At 72.3% G+C, this 18309-nt stretch carries 17 protein-coding genes; 10 read left to right on the top strand and 7 right to left on the bottom strand.

From position 1 onward, the window contains the following. Nucleotides 1-39: 39 nt before the first annotated feature. From aroA to AB1673_04235, 3 genes are all read right to left on the bottom strand, one after another. Entirely contained in the window at nt 40-1332 is a 1293-nt protein-coding gene (aroA, locus tag AB1673_04245) for a 3-phosphoshikimate 1-carboxyvinyltransferase (protein ID MEW6153190.1), read from the bottom strand. A gap of 7 nt (nt 1333-1339) precedes the next feature. Next, complete coding sequence (gene aroC / locus AB1673_04240; GenBank protein MEW6153189.1) at nt 1340-2452, bottom strand: chorismate synthase; 1113 nt, start codon at nt 2450-2452, stop codon at nt 1340-1342. A 68-nt stretch (nt 2453-2520) separates the two neighbouring features. Next, nucleotides 2521-3990, bottom strand: coding sequence for a glycosyltransferase 87 family protein (locus AB1673_04235; protein MEW6153188.1), 1470 nt, complete (start codon nt 3988-3990; stop codon nt 2521-2523). Between the two features lie 111 nt (nt 3991-4101). Between AB1673_04235 and AB1673_04230 the strand changes: the two genes are divergently transcribed. The 6 genes from AB1673_04230 to AB1673_04205 all read left to right on the top strand — a co-directional run bounded on the left by AB1673_04230 (nt 4102) and on the right by AB1673_04205 (nt 10068). Beyond that, nucleotides 4102-4755, top strand: a complete 654-nt coding sequence (locus AB1673_04230) for a glycosyltransferase family 2 protein (GenBank protein ID MEW6153187.1) — start codon at nt 4102-4104, stop codon at nt 4753-4755. Next, nucleotides 4752-5468, top strand: a complete 717-nt coding sequence (locus tag AB1673_04225) for a DUF2064 domain-containing protein (GenBank protein MEW6153186.1) — start codon at nt 4752-4754, stop codon at nt 5466-5468. The genes AB1673_04230 and AB1673_04225 overlap by 4 nt, the downstream gene beginning before the upstream one ends. 35 nt (nt 5469-5503) lie before the next feature. Further along, complete coding sequence (locus AB1673_04220) at nt 5504-6496, top strand: hypothetical protein (protein MEW6153185.1); 993 nt, start codon at nt 5504-5506, stop codon at nt 6494-6496. Nucleotides 6497-6691: 195 nt separating this feature from the next. Continuing rightward, the gene (locus AB1673_04215; protein MEW6153184.1) at nt 6692-8863 is read left to right on the top strand and encodes a transglycosylase domain-containing protein; all 2172 of its coding nucleotides are present in this window, start codon (nt 6692-6694) and stop codon (nt 8861-8863) included. Continuing rightward, nucleotides 8863-9576, top strand: coding sequence for a C4-type zinc ribbon domain-containing protein (locus AB1673_04210; GenBank protein MEW6153183.1), 714 nt, complete (start codon nt 8863-8865; stop codon nt 9574-9576). The genes AB1673_04215 and AB1673_04210 overlap by 1 nt, the downstream gene beginning before the upstream one ends. 6 nt (nt 9577-9582) lie before the next feature. Continuing rightward, nucleotides 9583-10068 carry a hypothetical protein gene (locus AB1673_04205; protein ID MEW6153182.1) on the top strand — a complete coding sequence of 162 codons (486 nt, stop codon included), beginning with the start codon at nt 9583-9585 and terminating at the stop codon, nt 10066-10068. On the opposite strand, the gene AB1673_04200 is transcribed toward AB1673_04205, so the two are convergent. Beyond that, nucleotides 10069-11145: a phosphoribulokinase gene (locus tag AB1673_04200; GenBank protein MEW6153181.1), complete on the bottom strand. Its 1077-nt coding sequence runs from the start codon at nt 11143-11145 to the stop codon at nt 10069-10071. It abuts the gene before it with no gap. A 20-nt stretch (nt 11146-11165) separates the two neighbouring features. Then, nucleotides 11166-11855: a ribulose-phosphate 3-epimerase gene (gene rpe / locus AB1673_04195; protein MEW6153180.1), complete on the bottom strand. Its 690-nt coding sequence runs from the start codon at nt 11853-11855 to the stop codon at nt 11166-11168. Between the two features lie 187 nt (nt 11856-12042). On the opposite strand from rpe, the gene AB1673_04190 reads away from it, so the two are divergent. Then, on the top strand, nt 12043-12729 hold the full coding sequence (locus AB1673_04190; protein ID MEW6153179.1) for a response regulator transcription factor: 687 nt from the start codon (nt 12043-12045) through the stop codon (nt 12727-12729). Continuing rightward, nucleotides 12726-13994 carry a GAF domain-containing sensor histidine kinase gene (locus AB1673_04185; protein ID MEW6153178.1) on the top strand — a complete coding sequence of 423 codons (1269 nt, stop codon included), beginning with the start codon at nt 12726-12728 and terminating at the stop codon, nt 13992-13994. Before AB1673_04190 ends, AB1673_04185 begins: the two co-directional genes overlap by 4 nt. 174 nt (nt 13995-14168) lie before the next feature. On the opposite strand, the gene AB1673_04180 is transcribed toward AB1673_04185, so the two are convergent. Then, complete coding sequence (locus AB1673_04180) at nt 14169-15200, bottom strand: class I fructose-bisphosphate aldolase (GenBank protein ID MEW6153177.1); 1032 nt, start codon at nt 15198-15200, stop codon at nt 14169-14171. A 109-nt stretch (nt 15201-15309) separates the two neighbouring features. Beyond that, nucleotides 15310-16239, bottom strand: a complete 930-nt coding sequence (locus tag AB1673_04175; protein MEW6153176.1) for a LysR family transcriptional regulator — start codon at nt 16237-16239, stop codon at nt 15310-15312. A 252-nt stretch (nt 16240-16491) separates the two neighbouring features. On the opposite strand from AB1673_04175, the gene AB1673_04170 reads away from it, so the two are divergent. Both AB1673_04170 and AB1673_04165 read left to right on the top strand, forming a co-directional pair. Continuing rightward, nucleotides 16492-17907 (top strand): form I ribulose bisphosphate carboxylase large subunit, encoded by a 1416-nt coding sequence (locus AB1673_04170; GenBank protein ID MEW6153175.1) that lies wholly within the window; start codon nt 16492-16494, stop codon nt 17905-17907. 62 nt (nt 17908-17969) lie between these two features. Continuing rightward, entirely contained in the window at nt 17970-18308 is a 339-nt protein-coding gene (locus tag AB1673_04165; protein ID MEW6153174.1) for a ribulose bisphosphate carboxylase small subunit, read from the top strand. Nucleotide 18309: the final 1 nt, after the last annotated feature.

Genomic DNA, 18309 nt, shown 5'->3' with positions numbered 1-18309 from the left:
GACCCGTCCCTGGGGGCCACCTCGGGAACGGGCTGGCGGTCAGCGGAGCTGGTCGAGCGCCTCGAAGAACCCGGGAAAGGTCTTGGCCACGCAGCCGGGGCCGGCGATCGAGATGCCGTCCACGGCCAGGCCGGCGACCGCGAACGCCATGGCCATGCGGTGGTCGTCGTAGGTGTGGACTTCGGCGGCCCGGGGCGGGCCGGGGTGGACGACGAGCCCGTCGTCGAGCTCCTCGGCCCTCACCCCGCACCGGCGCAGCTCGGCGGCCACGGCCGCCAGGCGGTCGGACTCCTTGGCCCGGATGAAGCCGACGCCCCGGATGCGGGTGGGGGAGGATGCGAAAGCGGCGGTCACGGCCAGCGTGGGGACGGTGTCGGAGAGGTCGGCCATGTCGACGTCGACGCCCCGCAGGGGGCCGCCCCTCACCTCGGTGTACGACGGCCCCCGTTCCACGGTTGCCCCCATCGCGGCCAGGACGTCGACGAACCGCAGGTCCCCCTGGCGAGAGGCAGTGCCGAGCCCCTCGACCCGGGCTCGTCCACCGGTGACGGCCGCCGCCGCGAAGAAGTACGAGGCGGCCGAGGCGTCGGGCTCGACGGCCAACTGGGTGGCCGAATAGCGCTGGCCGGCGGCCACCGTGAACCGGTCGCCTCCGGTCCCGATGTCCACCCCGACGCCGAAGGCGGCCATCGTGGCCGCCGTCAGCTCGAGATAGGGGCGGCTCACCACCCGGCCGGTCGCCTCCAGCGCGATCCCGGCCGTGAAGTAGGGCGAGCTGAGCAGGAGGCCCGAGAGGAACTGGCTGCTCACCGAGGCGTCGACGGCCAGCCGGCCCCCGGCCACGCCCTTGCCGCCCTGACCGGTGACCTCGAGGGGCAGGCCGCCCCCGGGGGAGCTGGCCACCTCCACGCCCAGTGCCCGCAGGCCCTCGACGAGGCCGGCCATGGGCCGGGCCCGCATCTGGGCGTCGCCGTCGACGAGGTAGCGACCCGTCCCCAGGGCACAGACGGCCGGGAGGAAGCGGGCGGCCGTGCCCGCCTGGCGCACGTCGATGCGCATCGGCCCGGGTGGCACCCGCCCGTCCCACCCCTCGACTTCGATGGTGAGCGTGCTCGGGTCGAGGGCCAGCCGCGACCCCATGGAGGTCAGGGCGCCGGCCATGGCCTCGGTGTCGTCGCTGACCAGGACGCCGGTCAGCCGGCTGCGCCCGGCGGCCAGGGCGGCCACCACCAGCGCCCGGTTGGTGATGCTCTTGGACCCCGGGACGGTCACCACCGCGTCGGGCGGCCGCACGAGCGGGCGGACGGCCCGGGGCGGGACGGCTGCAGGCACGGGCACCTCAGCCCGGGGCGGGGGCGTCGAGGGGGGCCAGGATGTCGACCGTCCGCTGGCGCAGCCAGTGGTCGGCCAGCACGAGGCAGGCCATGGCCTCGACGATGGGCACGGCCCGGGGCAGCACGCACGGGTCGTGGCGGCCGGCAGCCGCCAAAGTGACGGGCGCGCCCGCCCGGTCAACGGTCTGCTGGGGGGACGAGATCGTGGCCGTGGGCTTGAAGGCGACCTCGAACCAGATGTCCTCGCCGTTGGAGATCCCGCCCTGCACGCCTCCCGAGCGGTTGGTCGCCGTGCGCACCCGGCCGTCGGGACCGGTCACGAAGGCGTCGTTGTGCTCCCGGCCGGTGAGGCGGGTGCCGGCGAAGCCGCTCCCGATGGCGAACCCCTTGGCCGCCGGCACCGAGAGCATGGCCCGTGCGAGGTCGGCCTCCAGCTTGTCGAAGACGGGCTCGCCCAGACCGGGCGGCACCCGGCGGGCCACGCACGCCACCACCCCGCCCAGCGAGTCGCCGTCGCGCCGGGCGGCGGCGATGGCCTCGGCCATCCGGGCCGCGGCCTCGGGGTCGGGGCAGCGCACGTCGTTGGCCTCGACGTGCTCGGCGGTGACCGACCCCGGGTCGACGGACGAGCCGATCGTGTGCACGCTGTCCACCCAGGCCAGCACCTCCACCCCGGCCACCGTACGCAGGAGCTTGCGGGCGACGGCCCCGGCCGCCACCCGCCCGACCGTCTCGCGGGCACTGGCCCGCCCGCCGCCCTGCCAGTTGCGGTGGCCGTACTTGGCCTCGGTGGTGTAGTCGGCGTGGGACGGCCGGTACACGTCGCGCATGGCCTCGTAGGCCCCGGGCCGGGCGTCGGTGTTGCGGACCAGCACTGCAATGGGCGAACCGGTGGTGAAGCCCTCGAACACCCCGGAGAGGACCTCGGCCCGGTCGGCCTCCCCTCGCTGGGTGGTCAGGCGGCTCTGGCCCGGCCGGCGCCGGTCCAGGTCGTGCTGGACGTCCTCGACGGCCAGGGCCAGGCGGGGAGGGCAGCCGTCGACGACGACACCGATGCCGCCCCCGTGGGACTCCCCGAAGGTGGTGGCCCGGAACAGGTGGCCGAACGTGCTGCCCATGGCCCCCTACCGGGCCGGCCGGGTGCGCAGTGACCTTACGGGCGGGACCTCGACCGGGGGTTCCGCCGTCAGTTCGTGTGTGCCCGGGACCATCGTCGCGGGCCGATGGTAGCCGTGGCCGCCGGCCCCCGATCGCCATTTCCCGGTCTCGGGCGCGGCCGGGTGACCAGGTGGCACACCCCCACGGCGGCCGCCGCCAGCCCGTAGCCCCACCGCCCGAAGGCGGCCGCACCCGGCGCGTCCAGGATCACCGCGAAGAACAAGGGGTAGGCGGCCAGGGCCACGGCCGCCCAGACGGGTGCCACGGCCACGGTGGCCATCGCCAGCAGGACGACCGCGTACCAGGGCTGGACGGGGGTGGCCGCCAGTAGCAGCACCCCCATCAGGACCGTGAAGCGGGCGGGCACGGGAGCCTCGGGCCCGGCCCGCACCGCCCATATGACGGTGGCCACCACCGTCAGGGAGGCCAGGGCGGTGGCCAGCATTGCCGGCCCCGGGACGAGCCCGGCCAGCAGGTAGCGGGTGCCCGCGTCGTAGCCCTCCTCCCGGAGGTACCCGGGCAGGTAGCCCAGCACCCTGGGCCCGGCCGAGAGCACGTGGGGCAGGTAGCCGGCGGCCACCATCGCGACCGCCGCGCCGCCCGCCTTGGCGAGCACAGCCGCCTTCGGCCGGCGACCCGTGGCCAGGCCGGCCAGTCCCACGATCAGCGCGACCGGGTAGAGCTTGACCAGGGCGGCCGCGCCCAGCAGGGCGCCGGCCAGCGTGGGCCGGTGCCGGGCAGCCACCACCAGCGCAGCCACCACCAGGGCGGCCGCCACCCCGTCGACGTGGCCGTTGTTGACCACCTCGACGACCGGGACAGGCGACAGGGCGTACAGGGCCACCCAGCGCGGGTTGCGACCCCAGGCCCGCAAAGCGGCCACAGCCAGACCGAGCAGGGCAACCTCGCCGAGCAGCCCAGCCACCTGCCAGAGCTTGTGCTGGGCGTCAATGCCCCCGAGGCGGTAGGCGGCCGCGAACCAGGCCTGGGCCAACGGCGGGTAGATCGTGCGCTCCGCCGGCCGGTTCATGCGGGTGCACCCGGGGGGCCGGCTCAGCGCCCGGCAGCCCTGCTCGTCGGGCCACAGCCATGGTTCGCGCAGCCCCGCCAGCTCGGGGGCCAGAGGCGGGTGGAGGTACGGGTTGACCCCGGCGGCCTGGGCCCGGCCGTCCCACGAGTACCGGTAGAGGTCGTCCGAGAGCACGGGCGGCCCGGCCAGTGCGGCCAGTCGGAGGGCGATGCCCGCGGCCAAGGTGGCGGCCACGGCTGCCCGCCGGGGCATCCGGAACACGACGATCACGCCGGCGGCCCACACCAACGCCCAGGCGGCCAGGACGTGCAGTGCCTCCCAGCGGGCCTCGAATATGTCGCCCCCCCGGGCGAACACCACCGACAGGCATGTCCCGGCTACCGCCGTCACCCCGAACAGGGCGGCGGCCCCGGCCGCCGGCCAGGTGGGGCGGTGCCGCTCGCCGGGCCCGGCGGGGGGGGCGTCCACCCCGGCATGATGTCCCAGCGCGGGTCCGCCCGGCCTGGGACGCGGCCCAGTTCACCGAATGGTTAGCACCGTGCAGTTGGCGCGCCGCTCAAAGGTGGCTACAACAGGGGCTTGCCCGTCGTCGTACTACCGGTGCTGAACGAAGCCTCAGCCCTGCCCGGGCTCCTGTCGGTGCTGCCGGCGGGGTACTCGGCTGTCGTGGTCGACAACGGGTCGACCGACGGCTCGGGGGCCATCGCGCTCGCTCTGGGCGCCCAGGTCGTGGAGGAGCCGGTGCGGGGCTTCGGAGCCGCGTGCTGGGCCGGGCTGGTGGCCACCGCCCCGGCTGACGGCGTCGTCTGCTTCATGGACGCCGACGGGTCGTTGAGCCCGGCCGACCTGCCGGCGGTGGCCGGCCCCGTCCTGGCTGGCCGGGCCGACCTCGTGCTCGGGGCCCGCTGTCCCGTTGGCCGGCGGGCCTGGCCCGTGCACGCCCGGGTCGCCAACCGCTACCTGGCGGCTGAGGTCGGGCGCCGGACGGGCGTCCGCTTGCGCGACCTCGGGCCCATGCGGGCCGCCCGGCGCGACGGCCTGGTGGCCCTGGGGATCGCCGACCGCCGCTTCGGCTGGCCGCTGGAGATGGTGCTGCGGGCCGCGGCCGCAGGCTGGGCCATCAGCGAGGTGGACGTGCCGTATGTGGCCCGTACGGGAAAGTCCAAGGTCACGGGCACGGTGATGGGCACGGCCCGGGCCGTGCGGGACATGCGCCGGGCCCTTTCAGGATGACAATGCACGTGCTGGTGGTGGCCAAGTCGCCGGTGGCCGGTCGCGTGAAGACCCGGCTGTGCCCGCCGTGCACGCCGGCCGAGGCCGCCGCCCTGGCCGAGGCCGCCCTGGCCGACACCCTCACCGCGGCCGCCGCCTGCGGGGCCGCCCGCCGCCTGGTGGCCCTCGACGGCCCTGCTGGCCCCTGGCTGCCCGAGGGGTTCGAGGTGTTCGCCCAGTGCCAGGGAGGCCTTGACCGCCGCCTGGCCCACGCCTGGGCGGTGGCCGCAGGGCCCGGGGTACAGGTCGGGATGGACACGCCCCAGCTCACCTCCGGCCTGCTCGACGACGCCCTGGCCGCACTGGACGGGTCGTCGGCCGCCTTGGGCCACGCGTCCGACGGTGGGTGGTGGGCCATCGCCCTGCGCCGTCCCCACCCGGCGGTGTTCGCCGGTGTCCCCATGAGCAGCGCCCGCACGGGTGCCCACCAGCAGGCGCGGATGGCGGCCCTCGGCCTGGACGTGGCCCCCCTGCCCACTCTCGTGGACCTTGACCGAGCCAGCGACCTCGTGGCCATCGCCGAGGCGGCCCCCGCGTCGCGTACCGCCGCCTTGGCGCGCGCCCTGGGCTTGGTCCCTGCGGCACCGGTGAGCACGAGCCGAAACCCCGGCCGCCGAGGTCCCACCCCAGATGACCGGACGCGGGGCGCGTTCCGGGTCACCATGGAGGGGTGAGAGCGCGAGCCAGGTCGGCGGCCACTGCCGTCGGGATGGCTGGAGCCTTGCTGGTGGCGGCCTGCGGGGCGCCCGCGCCCGGTCCTGAGGCCCAGCTGTCAGCCGGCCCGATGTCACCGCTCGTAAGGACGGCAGCCCTGGCCGGGATCGACCGCTCCAGCCTGCCCGCGGCCCTGCGCTCGGCGGGAGTGGTGCTGCCGCCCGGGACCAACGTCTATGCCGCGGTGGTCGACGGGCGTGCTCCGCAGGCGCGCGCCGAGTACGAGGCCGGCGGGGGTGGCGGAGCGTCGGGGTTCTGGCCGGCGTCCTCGGTCAAACTGCTGGCCGCGGTAGGGGCCCTCGAGTACCTGGGGACCCTCGGTTTCACGGGGTCGGCGACCGTGGCCATCGGAGGCGGGCAGGCGGTGGCCGTCAGGACGCTCTACTGGGCGGCGGTCACCGAGAGCTCCAACGACGCCTACGACCGGCTGGTCGAGGTCGCGGGCGTCGACTGGCTGAACGAGACGTTCCTCAGTCCCGCCCGGGGGTTCCCCGTGTCGGTGGTCCAGCGCTCCTACGCCTTCGGCGGCGTCCTCGCGTCGCCCCCCATGACCGTGCGCGAGGGCGATCGCGAGGTCTCGCTCCCGGCTCGGCCGGTCGAGGGCGACTACGGAGTGGTGGCCGCCGGCAACGTCTCCAACCTCTTGGAGATGACCGAGTCGGTGCGCCGGGTCGTGTTCCATCGCCAGCTACCCCCCGGTGACCGCTTTGCCATCGCCGACGCCGACGCCGACGCCCTGCGCCGGGCCCTGCGGGCGGCCGAGAGCTTCATCGAGCCGGCGGTGGCCAGCGTGTTGGCGGCCGATGCCCGGCTCTACGCCAAGCCTGGATTCGTCGAGGGCGACGACTGCGTCGACGTGGCCCTTGTCGACGACCCCAGCCGGCCCGAGGCCTACCTTCTGGGTATCTCGTCGCCCGACGACGGGCAGGACTGCGCCGTTCTCGTACGAGTGGCCGAGGGCACCCTGAACTTCCTCACCGGCCTCTGACCGGCCGGCCCCTCAGGCCGTCCCTGGCCACCACAGGGCGGCCACCGTGCGCTGGCGCCCAGGTCCCGCAGGACGGCCTCGGCGTCGTCGCCACCCGGTGGACCGGCCATGGTCACTACCTGGCGGGTGCCCGACTAGGTGGCGGGCCTGCCCGGTGATGGAACGGGGGCGGGCCCGGGTATCTTGGGCGGGCCCATGCGGATGCTCGCCCGGTTCCTCATCGCCGTCCTCGTCGCCGGGTTGGGCTTGGCCGTCGGGGTGCTGGCGTTGGCCCCGCAGGTCAAGGCGTTCTTCACTGCGGGCGTGGCCGGCCCCGACGAGGAGATCGACCTGGCCCCGCTGGCCACCCGCTCGGTGGTCTACGCCCGGGACGGGAGTGTGCTCACCACGTTCCACGCCGAGGAGAACCGGGTGCTGTTCGAGCTGGAGGCCGTCCCCGCACACGTGGTGCGGGCTGTGCTCGACGCCGAGGACGACCGCTTCTTCGACCACGGGCCCATCGACTTCCGGGCCATGGCCCGGGCGCTGGTGGAGAACATCGAGTCGGGCGGGATCACCCAGGGCGGCTCCACGATCACCCAGCAGCTCGTCAAGACGGCGCTGCTCAGCCCGGACCAGGAGATCAGCCGCAAGCTCCAGGAGGCCGCCCTGGCCATCCGCCTCGAGCGCCAGATGAGCAAGGAGGAGATCCTCGAGCGCTACCTCAACACGGTCTACTTCGGCAACGGGCAGTACGGGCTGGAAGCGGCCGCCCGGCTCTACTTCGGGGTCAGCGTGGGCGAGCTGTCGCTCGGCCAGGGTGTGCTGCTGGCCGGGCTCATCCGCAACCCGGTGGGCGGTGACCCGTGGGTCTACCCCGAGGAGGCCATCGCCCGCCGCGACCTGGTGGCCGACCGGATGCTGGAGCTGGGCCACATCACCGCCGAGGAGGCCGAGCAGGTCAAGGGCGACCCTCTGCCCACCCCCCCGGCCGAGCGCCCAGCCGAAGGCAGCGACTACTTCGTCGAGCACGTCAAGCAGCTCCTACTGGCCGACGAGCGCCTCGGCAAGACCGTCCAGGACCGCATCCAGGCGGTGTTCAAGGGAGGCCTGCACATCCACACCACGCTCGACCCTGGCCTCCAGCAGAACGCCGAAGCCAAGGTGGCGGCCATCGTGCCCGACACCGAGGGCCAGTTCGGGGCGGCCATGGTCTCGGTCGAACCGGCTACTGGGGCGGTCCGGGCCCTGGTGGGTGGCAGCGGGTTCGACGCCAACAAGTACAACCTGGTGACCGACCCCCCGGGACGCCAGACCGGTTCGTCGTTCAAGATCTTCACCCTGGCCGCCGCCTTGGAAGCGGGCTACCTGGTCAACGACACGATCAGCGGGACGGCCCCGTGCCGCATCCCCAACCCCGAAGCCGTGGACCCCATCTGGGAACCGAAGAACGTCGAGGGCCAGGGTGGGGGACTGATGACCCTGACCGACGCCACCGTCTACTCGGTCAACTGCGCCTACGCCCGCCTGGTGAAGCTGGTGGGGCCCCAGAAGGTGGCCGAGGTGGCCAAGCGCATGGGTGTAGCCGAGCCCCTCGACCCGCCCGTGCTGTCGATGACCCTGGGTTCCAAGGACGTGACGCCCCTGTCGATGGCCGCGGCCTACGCCACGCTGGCAGCCGAGGGCGAGCGCCGGCCCCCGTACTTCGTCGAGCGGGTAGACGACGGAGCCGGCAAGCAGGTCTTCAAGCACGAGCCCAAGGCCGAACGGGCGCTGTCGGTGCAGAACGCCCGGACCATGAACCAGGTGCTGGCCCAGGTCGTGTCCCGGGGGACGGGCGGGGCGGCCGCCATAGCGGGGTGGGCGGGCGGGGTGGCCGGCAAGACAGGCTCGACCGACAACAACCTCAACGCCTGGTTCGTCGGTTACACGCCCAACCTGGCGACTGCGGTGTGGATGGGTTCACCGGGCCGCACCCAGGCCCCGATGACCAACGTGGGCGGCCTGACCGTCTACGGCGGCACCTACCCGGCCATGATCTGGGGCGCCTACATGCGGGAGGCGGTCGCCGGCCAGGCCCCGGCCCGCTTCGCGGCCCCCGACAGCCTCACCACCCGCCAGCCCCGCCTGCTGGTACTGGCCGACGAGGTGGCTCCCGACCCGCGCACGTTCGTCACGGCGCCCGGGCCGCCCACCGACCTGGCGGGCGGGGGCGGCGGCCCCGGCGGCCCCGGCGGCCAGACGTCCTCGACGGTGCTGGGCCCGATCACGGTCCCGTCGTTCACCATCCCGACGCTGCCTTTCGACGACGACGACAACAGCCCCCGCACCACCCGCACCAGCCGGCCGCCGCGCGAGCGCGACCTCACCACTACGGTCCCGCCGTAGTGGGCCGGTTCGACGACCTGCTGGCCGTGCAGGAGCACGACACGGCCATGGACCGGCTCCGCCACCGCCGGGCCAACCTGCCCGAGCTGGCCGACCTGGCCCGCACCGAGGACGAGCAAGCGGGCGTCGAGAAGGCGCTGACCGAGGTGACGGCCCGCCGAGACGAGGTGGCCCGCCGCCAGAAGCGATTGGAGGACGAGCTCGCGGCTGTCGAGGCCAAGGTGGCCGAGGTCGAGGCCCGCATGTACTCGGGGGCGGTGACCGTGCCGCGGGAGCTCCAGGCCATGGGGGCCGAGGTCGAGGCCATGCGCCGGCGTTGCTCGGTCCTGGAGGACGGCGTACTGGAAGCCATGGGCGAGCGCGAGCCCCTCGACGACGAGGTGGAGGCCCTCGGGGCCCGCAGCCGGGAGCACGACGCCACCGCGGCCCGGCTCCGGGTGTCTGTGGCCGAGGAGCAGGCCTGCATCGACGGCGAGCTGGCGGCCGAGCAGGCCGCCCGGGGTGAGCTGGCGGCCACCTTGCCGGCCGACCTGGCCGCCTTCTACGAGCGGCTGCGGGCCAAGCTGGGCGGGGTGGGGGCGGCCCGGCTGGCCAGCGGGCGCTGCACGGGCTGCCACCTGACGCTGCCGGCCACCGAGGTCGACCGCCTCCGCAAGGAGCCCCCCGACGTGCTGGTCCAGTGCGACCAGTGCTCGCGCATACTCGTGCGCTGACGGCCGGTGTTCCTCTGGTTCGTCGGGGCCGCGCTGGTGGTCGCCTGGGTGGTGTTCCGCGACCCGGCCATCGACCACCGCGTGCTGGTGGCCGGCGCCCTGCTGCCCGACGCCGTGGACCTGCCGTTCGGGGGGGCCCGGGTGGCCCACACCCTGCTGGCCAGCGTCGCCTTGCTGGCGGCCGTCATGGCTGTCACCCGGGGCCGGCGGGCAGCGCGCCGCCGGTGGCTGGCCCTGCCCATCGGGACGTTCGTCCACCTGGTGGCCGACGGGGCATGGACGCGGGCCGAGACCTTCTGGTGGCCGTTCCTCGGCGGGGAGCTGGCCGGGCCTCTTCCGTCGCTCGACCACGGCCTGGCCGTGGTCTTGGCCATGGAGCTGGCCGGGGCGGTCGCCGTCGCCTGGTTCGTGACCCGGACGGGACTGGCTGCCCCCGCGGCTAGGGCCACCTTCTGGCGGACCGGCCGCCTCCCCCGGGAGGCGGCCGGCTGACTACTGCTCTTCCCGGGCCTGGAACAGGTGGTAGAGCAGGATCAGCTGGGTGATGGCCAGCGGCTCGCTGCGCACGCCCTGGTCGATCGTGCCCAGCGACTCGGGGATGTCCTCGGTCGCACCCAGCTCCTTCCATATCTCCTCCTCGACTTCGCGGGTTGTCTCCCGGCGGGCGTAGGAGTGGATGTGAAGGGCGTCGACGGGCTTGTCGAACTCGTCGCGGGCCAACTTCAGGTGCATGGCCTCGCGGTGGTCGTCGGTGAGGATCCGGTTGAGGTTGGGGTGGGCGATCGTCGGGCGCAGCAGCAAGGTGGCCGAAAGAGGCGTCCGGGCGGCCGCCGACCACTGCTCCATGGCCATCCACGACTCCTCGAAGCCCTTGGAGCAGTCGTCGCGGAAGTCGTCGAGCCGGGTGGCCGCCTCGGCCAGCGGGGGAGCGGGCTTGAAGGCGTGGGCCAGGCCCTCGGGCAGCTCGTCGCGGCCCTCGATGGGGCCGAAGCGCACCACGATGTCGGCGTTGGCCCGCTGCGGGCGGATGAACGCGGCCGACTCCACCTCGCGCTTGGCCAGGTCCTTCTTGACCTCCTCGGGCTGGTAGCCCCGCTTGCCCGTATCGCGGTTGACCTTCCACTGGAACCGGACGGGCTCGGGGGGGTCGAGGTAGACGGTGGCGTGGAAGCAGGCCCGCGACAGCTTGGAGAACAGCGGGAGCAGGCCCTCGATGATCACGAACTCCCGAGGTTCGACCAGCACGGGCCGGTCGAGGGTGCCGTTCTTGTGGTTGTAGACCGGCTTGAGGATGGGGTTGCCCATGGCCAGCAACTGGAGGTGCTGCTCCATGATCTCGACGTAGTTGCACTCGGGGTGCAGCGGCGTGAACGGGAGGTTGAGCTCCTTGCGCTGGGCGCGGTCGTACCGGTGGTAGTCGTCGACGCAGATAGAGGTGATGCGCTCGGGGCCGAGGGCCTCGACCAGCCCCTTGGTGATCGTGGTCTTGCCAGCCGCGCTGTCCCCGGCGATGGCCAGCATGATCGGGCGGGTCGGCGTCTTGCCGTTGGAGCGCAGAGCCCGGGTCATGCTCATGCTGCTGACGGTGCTCACTGGGCCACCACCGCCTCCCCCGCCAGCTTGCGCAGCTCGGTCACGGCCGCGGCCAGGCCCCCGGAGTGCTTGTACAACCCCGACCCGGCCACCAAGACGTTGGCCCCGGCGGCCGCTGCCCCCGCGACCGTCTCGGCGTTGACCCCGCCGTCGACCTCGAGGTCGATGTCGAAGCCCGACTCGGAGATCATCTCCCGCACGGCCCGCACCTTGGGCTCCATGGTCTTGATGTAGGCCTGACCCCCGAACCCGGGGTTCACGGTCATCACCAGCACCATGTCGGTCAAGTCGAGCACGTGGCGCACGACGTCGACGGGCGTCGAGGGGTTGAGGGCGACGCTGGAGCGGGCGCCCATGTCGCGGATCGAGGCCAGGGTGCGGTGCAGGTGCAGGCAGGCCTCGGCGTGGACGATGATCAGCTCACAGCCGGCCTCTACGTAGCGGTGAAGCAGCTCGTCGGGGTTGACCACCATCAGGTGGGCCTCGAAGGTGACCGTGGCGTGCTTGCGGCAGGCGGCGATGACGTCGGGCCCGAAGGTGAGGTTGGGGACGAACCGCCCGTCCATCACGTCCCACTGGATGCGGTCGACGCCGGCGGCCTCCAAGGCGGCCACCTCTTCGCCCAGCCGGGCGAAGTCGGCGGGCAGTACCGACGGGACTATCTCGAAGCGGGTCGGGTTGGTCATACGTGGCCTTTCAGGACGCGAACTAACCACGGGGCGGGGGCCCGGTCGGACGACCCTAGGGCAACGGGCACCCCGAGCGCATCCCCGGTGGAGGGGAGTTCGGAGGGGGAGCCGGGTAGGTTTAGGGCACTGTGTTCGATGATGACGACTACTACGGTCCCCAGGCCGCCTTAGCGGGATGGGGACGATGAGCGAACCGGCCGCCCCCGTCGACCTCCACAGGGCCCCGGTGCGCCTGTTGCTGGTCGACGATCACCAGGTGGTACTCGAGGGGCTGCAGTCGATGCTGGCGTCCCAGCGCCACCGGGTGGAGATCGTCGGGGCCACCACCAACCCGACCGAGGCCCTGCACCTGGCCGGCGAGGTCAAGCCTGACGTCGTGCTGCTCGACGTCCGCCTCAAGGGAGCCAGCGGGCTCGACCTGTGCCGCCAGCTCGTGGAACAGTTCGCCCGTGTCCGTGTCGTGTTCTTCACCGTCTATGACGACGAGCAGTACCTCTACCAGGCGCTGCGCATGGGGGCTTCGGGCTTCCTGCTCAAGACCACGACCGCGCCCGAGTTGGCCGACCACCTCGACCGGGTCATGGATGGCGAGGTGGCCGTCGACGCCGCCCTGGCCGGACGGGTGGCCATGACGGCCGCCCGGCTCCAGAGCGGCGAGTTCTGGCCGGGTGCCCACCTCGGGCTGACCCAGCGTGAGAGCGAGGTCCTGGGGCTGATGGTGCGGGGCCTGTCCAACCGGGCCATCGCCCAGCGCCTCTACATCGGCGAAGAGACGGTCAAGAGCCACACCCAGGGCATCTACCGCAAGCTGGAGGTGCCCGACAGAGCCCAGGCCATAGCCACCGCCCTGCGGGAGGGGATCTTCCATTGAGCGATCACCGAGACGCAGCGGAGGGGCGTAGCTCCCCCGAAGGCGGGCCGACGACCGGCCCCCCCCCGACCGGGCTCCCGCCGACTGAGCCCCCGCCGCCCGCAGGAATCGACCGGGCCATCGACAACCGCCTGCTGCGCCGGATCATCGAGGCCACCTCGGTCGAGCTCGACCTCCACGAGGTGGCCCAGCGGGTGGCGGCGGTGATGACCGAGGCCACGGGCGCCGACGTCTGCTTCGTCCACGCCCTCGACGAGGAGCACAACCGGGTTGTCTTGATCGGGGCCACGCCGCCGTTCGACGAGGCCGTGGGCAGCGTCGAACTGGCCGTGGGGGAGGGCATCGCCGGATGGGTCGCCCAGCACGCCGAGCCCGCGGTGGTCCCCAACAAGTGGGACGACCGCCGTTACAAGTACATCCCCGCCCTCAAGGGCGAGGACTACACGTCGATGCTCTCGGTCCCCATGCTGGTGCGGGGCAAGGTCGTGGGCGTGCTCAACGTCCACGCCAAAGCCACCAGGGTGTGGGACGAGGGCGACGTGGCCCTGCTGTCGGACGTGGCCAACCTCATGGCCCGGGCCATCGAGAACTCCCGGCTGGTGGCCAGCCTGGCCGAGCGGGAGGAGATGCTGGAGGCCTTCGCGGCCCGCACCATCGAGGCCCAGGAGCTGGAGCGGCGCCGGCTGGCGGGCGAGATCCACGACGGCATCAGCCAGCGGCTGATCAGCCTGTGGTACCACATGCTGGCGGCCGAGGACGCGGCCAACGGCGGCCAGGTGGCCCAGCTCGTCAAGGAGCTCGGGTCGGCCAAGGAGCTGGCCACCGCCGCCCTCGACGAGGCCCGGTCGGCCATCAGCGGCCTGCGGCCCACCGTGCTCGACGACCTCGGGCTAGGGCCGGGGCTGGAGAGCCTGGCCCGCTCGCTCCCCAATCTCGAGGTCGAGGTCGACGTGGTCGCCGAGGACCTGTCACCGCACGTCGAGATGGCCCTGTACCGCATCGCCCAGGAGGCTCTCCACAACGTGGCCCGCCACGCCGACGCCACGAGGGTACGCCTCAGCTTCGGGCCGGCAGACGACGGCGTGCGCCTGGTGGTGGCCGACGACGGCAACGGCTTCCCCAACGACTGGATCGCGGTGGCCGAGGACCGCGGGTCTTACGGGATGGTCGGGATGCGGGAGCGGGCCGAGCTCATCGGCGGACGGCTCACGGTGACCAGCCGCCCTGGCCGGGGCACCACTGTCGAGGTCATCGTCCCGAACTGACCGGGACGCGAAACGACCGGCCCGGTCTTGGACCAGGCCGGGCGTCGGGCTAGGAGGCTGGTGTCTAAACCCTCCCCAGGCGGCCGACCGCCCCGTTCGCGGCTCGGCGACACTGCAAAGGTGCTGGTCAGGGGCAGGTCGGCCGCTCGGCGCGAAGCGCCGATCTAGGGGGCCTTAGACCCCGGCGGTCTCCATCTCCCGGTCGTAGGACCCGGTGGCCGCCATCGAGGTCAGCTTGGCCCGGTGGCTGGCCGCCTTCTGGGCCTCGCCCACGTTGTCGGGCGCGCCCCTCCAAGTGCTCAGGGCCTCGTTCTGCAGGGCCCGGCCGTAGGAGAAGGTCAGGACCCAGGGGTGGGGCCCCTGCTTGTTCATGAGGTCGAGGTGCAGCGTGGCCACGTCGGCCGACTGCCCACCCGACAGGAAGGCGATGCCGGGCACGGCCGCCGGGACCGTCCGGTAAAGGCACTTGAGGGTCTTGCGGGCCACCATCTCAGGCGGGGCCTGCTCGGGGCACTTCTTGCCGGAGATGACCATCGACGGCTTGAGGACCATGCCCGCGAAGTCGACCCGCAGGGCGGCCAGCTCGGCGAACACCCGGCGCTGGGTGCGCACGGTCACCTCGTAGCAGGTGTGGATGTCGTTCTCGCCGTCCATGAGCACCTCGGGCTCGATGATCGGCACCAGGCCACCTTCCTGGCACAGGGCGCCGTAGCGGGCCAGGGCGTGGGCGTTGGCCGCGATGCCGCCGTCGGTGGGCAGGCCGTTGGCCGAGTCGATCACGATCACGGCCCGCCACTTGGCGAACTTGGCGCCCAGGCTGACGTACTCGGCGATGCGCTCCCGCAGGCCGTCGAGGCCCTCGGTGACCTGCTCACCGGGGAAGCCGGCCAGCTCCTTGGAGCCGGTGTCGACCTTGATGCCCGGCAGGATGCCCCGCTGCTCGAGCATCTTGGGGAACGGGGTCCCGTCGTCGGCCTTCTGGCGGATCGTCTCGTCGTAGAGGATCACGCCGCTGATGTACTCCTCGAGGCCCGGCGTGGACAGAAGGGTGTTGCGGTAGGACCGGCGGTTCTCTTCGGTCGACTCGATGTCGAGAGCCCCGAACCGCTTGCCGATCGTCGCGTTGGACTCGTCGGCGGCCAGGATCCCTCGCCCCGGAGCGACCATCTGCTTGGCGATGGCGGCGAGCTCGCTGTTGTGGCCCATGTCGTTGGTCGTCCTCCTCGAAATCAGGTCAGATCAAGGCCGAGGTTAGTCCTCCGGCCTGCCCGCCACCAGAGTGGGCTTTCCCGCTGGGGGACGAGCTGCGGGCCGCTCAGTTCCTCAGCACCCGCCTGCCTTCGGCCGTCGCCCTCAGGCTGCCGCCGGGCCCCACCATCGACCTCGCCAGGGCAAGCGCCGTCGGACCGAGTGGTTCACCCGAGTGGCAGACCAGGTGCCACGGCCGGTCGATAGGGGTGCCAGGGCACGCCCATACCTTCACCGACCCCCCGGAGATGCGATCGGCTGCGGAGTCCAGGGAGATCAGCCCCACGCCCAGGCCCATCTCCACGCCCCGCTCGACGGCGGCGTTCGAGCCGAGGATCATCGTGGGTGGGTCGATGCCCAGGTCGGCGAGCAAGGAGTCGGCTGCGGCCCGCGTCCCGGACCCCGGTTCGCGCAACAGCCAGGTCTCCTGGGCCGCCTCACGGAGTGCGCTGGCGCGGTCCGTGGGCGGCGTACCGGAGGCGGGCCCGATGACCACGAGCCGGTTCTCGCCCCGGGCCAGGGTGTCTGCCGGTACGGCCGCAGGCGGGCGCCCCGCTACCACGAGGTCCGCTTGGCGGTGGCGCAAGGCCTCCCAGACGGTCGTCCTGTTGCCGACCTCGATAGTGACCCCGGCGTCGGGGTGCTGCTCGCGGAAGCGGGCGACGACGGGTAGGAGCACCCGCTCGGCGGCTGTGGCCACGGCAACCAGCCGGACCGTGCCCCGAGCTGGGTCCTCGATGCTGCGGGCGCGGCGAGAGCCCTGGTCGAGCAGGCCGAGGCTGGTGCGCACGTCGTCGGCGAAGGCCGTCCCGGCCGCGGTGAGCCGCAGGCCACGCCCGTGGCGAGCGACGAGGGCCACCCTCAGCTCCCGCTCGAGGGAGGCGATGGCGGCCGACACCGCCGGCTGAGACACGAAGAGCGACTCGGCTGCGGTCCGGACCGACCCCGAGTCGGCCACGGCCAGGAACGTACGGAGTTGGCTCAGCGTCATGGCCATGGTGGGGCTAACGATAACTGTTTACGTATGTATGAGCCGGACATCGAGGTCATGTCCTGCAAGCGCGCTGGTCTGGACCGGTTTCGGAGAGCCCTCTACTCATAAGCGAACAGCGATGATACATAACCATGTATTCATTTTACGCTGCGAAGGGGCGGCGTTAGGGTCCTAGTAGCTACCCAGACAGGCGTCACACCCCGTAGTGGGAGTCCGAGACCGGGCCCAGACCGGGCTTCAGCCGAGGAGAACCGCGTGGCAGAGAAGACCTACCAGGCCGGCGTGAAGGACTACGCCAAGACCTACTGGACCCCGGACTACGTCCCGCTGGATACCGACCTTCTGGCGGTTTTCAAGGTGGTCCCCCAGGCCGGCGTGCCGCGCGAGGAGGCGGCCGCGGCGGTGGCGGCCGAGTCGTCGACCGGCACGTGGACCACGGTGTGGACCGACCTGCTGACCGATCTCGACTACTACAAGGGCCGGGCCTACCGGATCGAGCAGGTGCCGGGCGACGCCAGCGCCTTCTTCGCGTTCGTGGCCTACCCCATGGACCTGTTCGAGGAAGGCTCGGTCGTAAACGTCCTGACCTCGCTCGTGGGCAACGTCTTCGGCTTCAAGGCTGTGCGCAGCCTGCGCCTGGAGGACCTTCGCTTCCCGGTGGCCTACGTGAAGACCTGTGGCGGCCCGCCCAACGGCATCCAGGTCGAGCGTGACCGCCTCAACAAGTACGGGCGGCCCCTGCTGGGCTGCACGATCAAGCCCAAGCTCGGCTTGTCGGCCAAGAACTACGGGCGGGCTGTCTACGAGTGCCTGCGAGGCGGGCTCGACTTCACCAAGGACGACGAGAACATCAACAGCCAGCCGTTCATGCGCTGGAACCACCGTTACGAGTTCGTGATGGAAGCGGTGCACAAGGCCGCGGCCGAGACGGGCGAGCGCAAGGGCCACTACCTCAACGTCACGGCGGCGACGCCCGAAGAGATGTACAAGCGGGCCGAGTTCGCCAAGTCGCTCGGCGCTCCGATCATCATGCACGACTTCTTCACCGCCGGCTTCACGGCCAACACGGGCCTCGCCAACTGGTGCCGGGAGAACGGCATGCTGCTCCACATCCACCGGGCCATGCACGCCGTGGTCGACCGCAACCCCATGCACGGCATCCACTTCCGGGTGCTGGCCAAGTGCCTGCGCCTGTCCGGCGGTGACCACCTCCACGCCGGCACCGTGGTCGGCAAGCTCGAAGGCGACCGCCAGGCCACGCTCGGCTGGATCGACACGATGAGGGAGTCCTTCATCCCCGAGAACCGCAAGCGCGGCCTCTTCTTCGACCAGGACTGGGCATCGATGCCCGGGGTCATGCCCGTCGCCTCGGGGGGCATCCACGTCTGGCACATGCCCGCGCTGGTGGCGATCTTCGGCGACGACGCCTGCCTGCAGTTCGGCGGCGGCACGCTGGGCCACCCATGGGGCAACGCGCCCGGCGCTCACGCCAACCGGGTGGCCCTCGAGGCGTGCGTGGAGGCCCGTAACCAGGGCCGTGAGGTCGAGCGCGAGGGTCGCGAGATCTTGACCGAGGCCGCCCGCCACAGCCCCGAGCTGGCGATCGCCATGGAGACCTGGAAAGAGATCAAGTTCGAGTTCGACACCGTGGACAAGCTCGACGTCGCCTGATCGCGAACCGGTCCGGGCCTGGTCACCGGTTCGCCCTCCCGGCCTCTCAAGGAGAGATTGACATGCACATTGAAGCCTACGGGCCCACCCAGCGCCGTGGGGAGACCTTCTCGTACCTGCCACCGATGACGCCCGAGCGGCTCCGCCAGCAGGTCGCGTACCTCGTCGGGTCGGGCTGGAACCCGGCCATCGAGCACACCGAGCCCGAGAAGGCGCTGTCGAACTTCTGGTACCTGTGGGAGCTGCCGCTCTTCGGGGAGCGGTCGGTCGACAAGGTCATGGCCGAGGTCGAGGCCTGCCACCGGGCCAACCCCGGTCACCACGTGCGCCTTCTGGGCTACGACAACTTCCTGCAGTCCCAGGGCACGGCCTTCATCGTCTACCGCGGCGGAGCAACCTGAC

It is taken from the genome of Actinomycetota bacterium, from assembly GCA_040754375.1.
In the GTDB taxonomy this organism is placed as follows: domain Bacteria; phylum Actinomycetota; class Acidimicrobiia; order Acidimicrobiales; family AC-14; genus JBFMCT01.
Note: the sequence above shows the minus strand (reverse complement) of the source record. Positions and strands in the feature narration are given on the sequence as shown.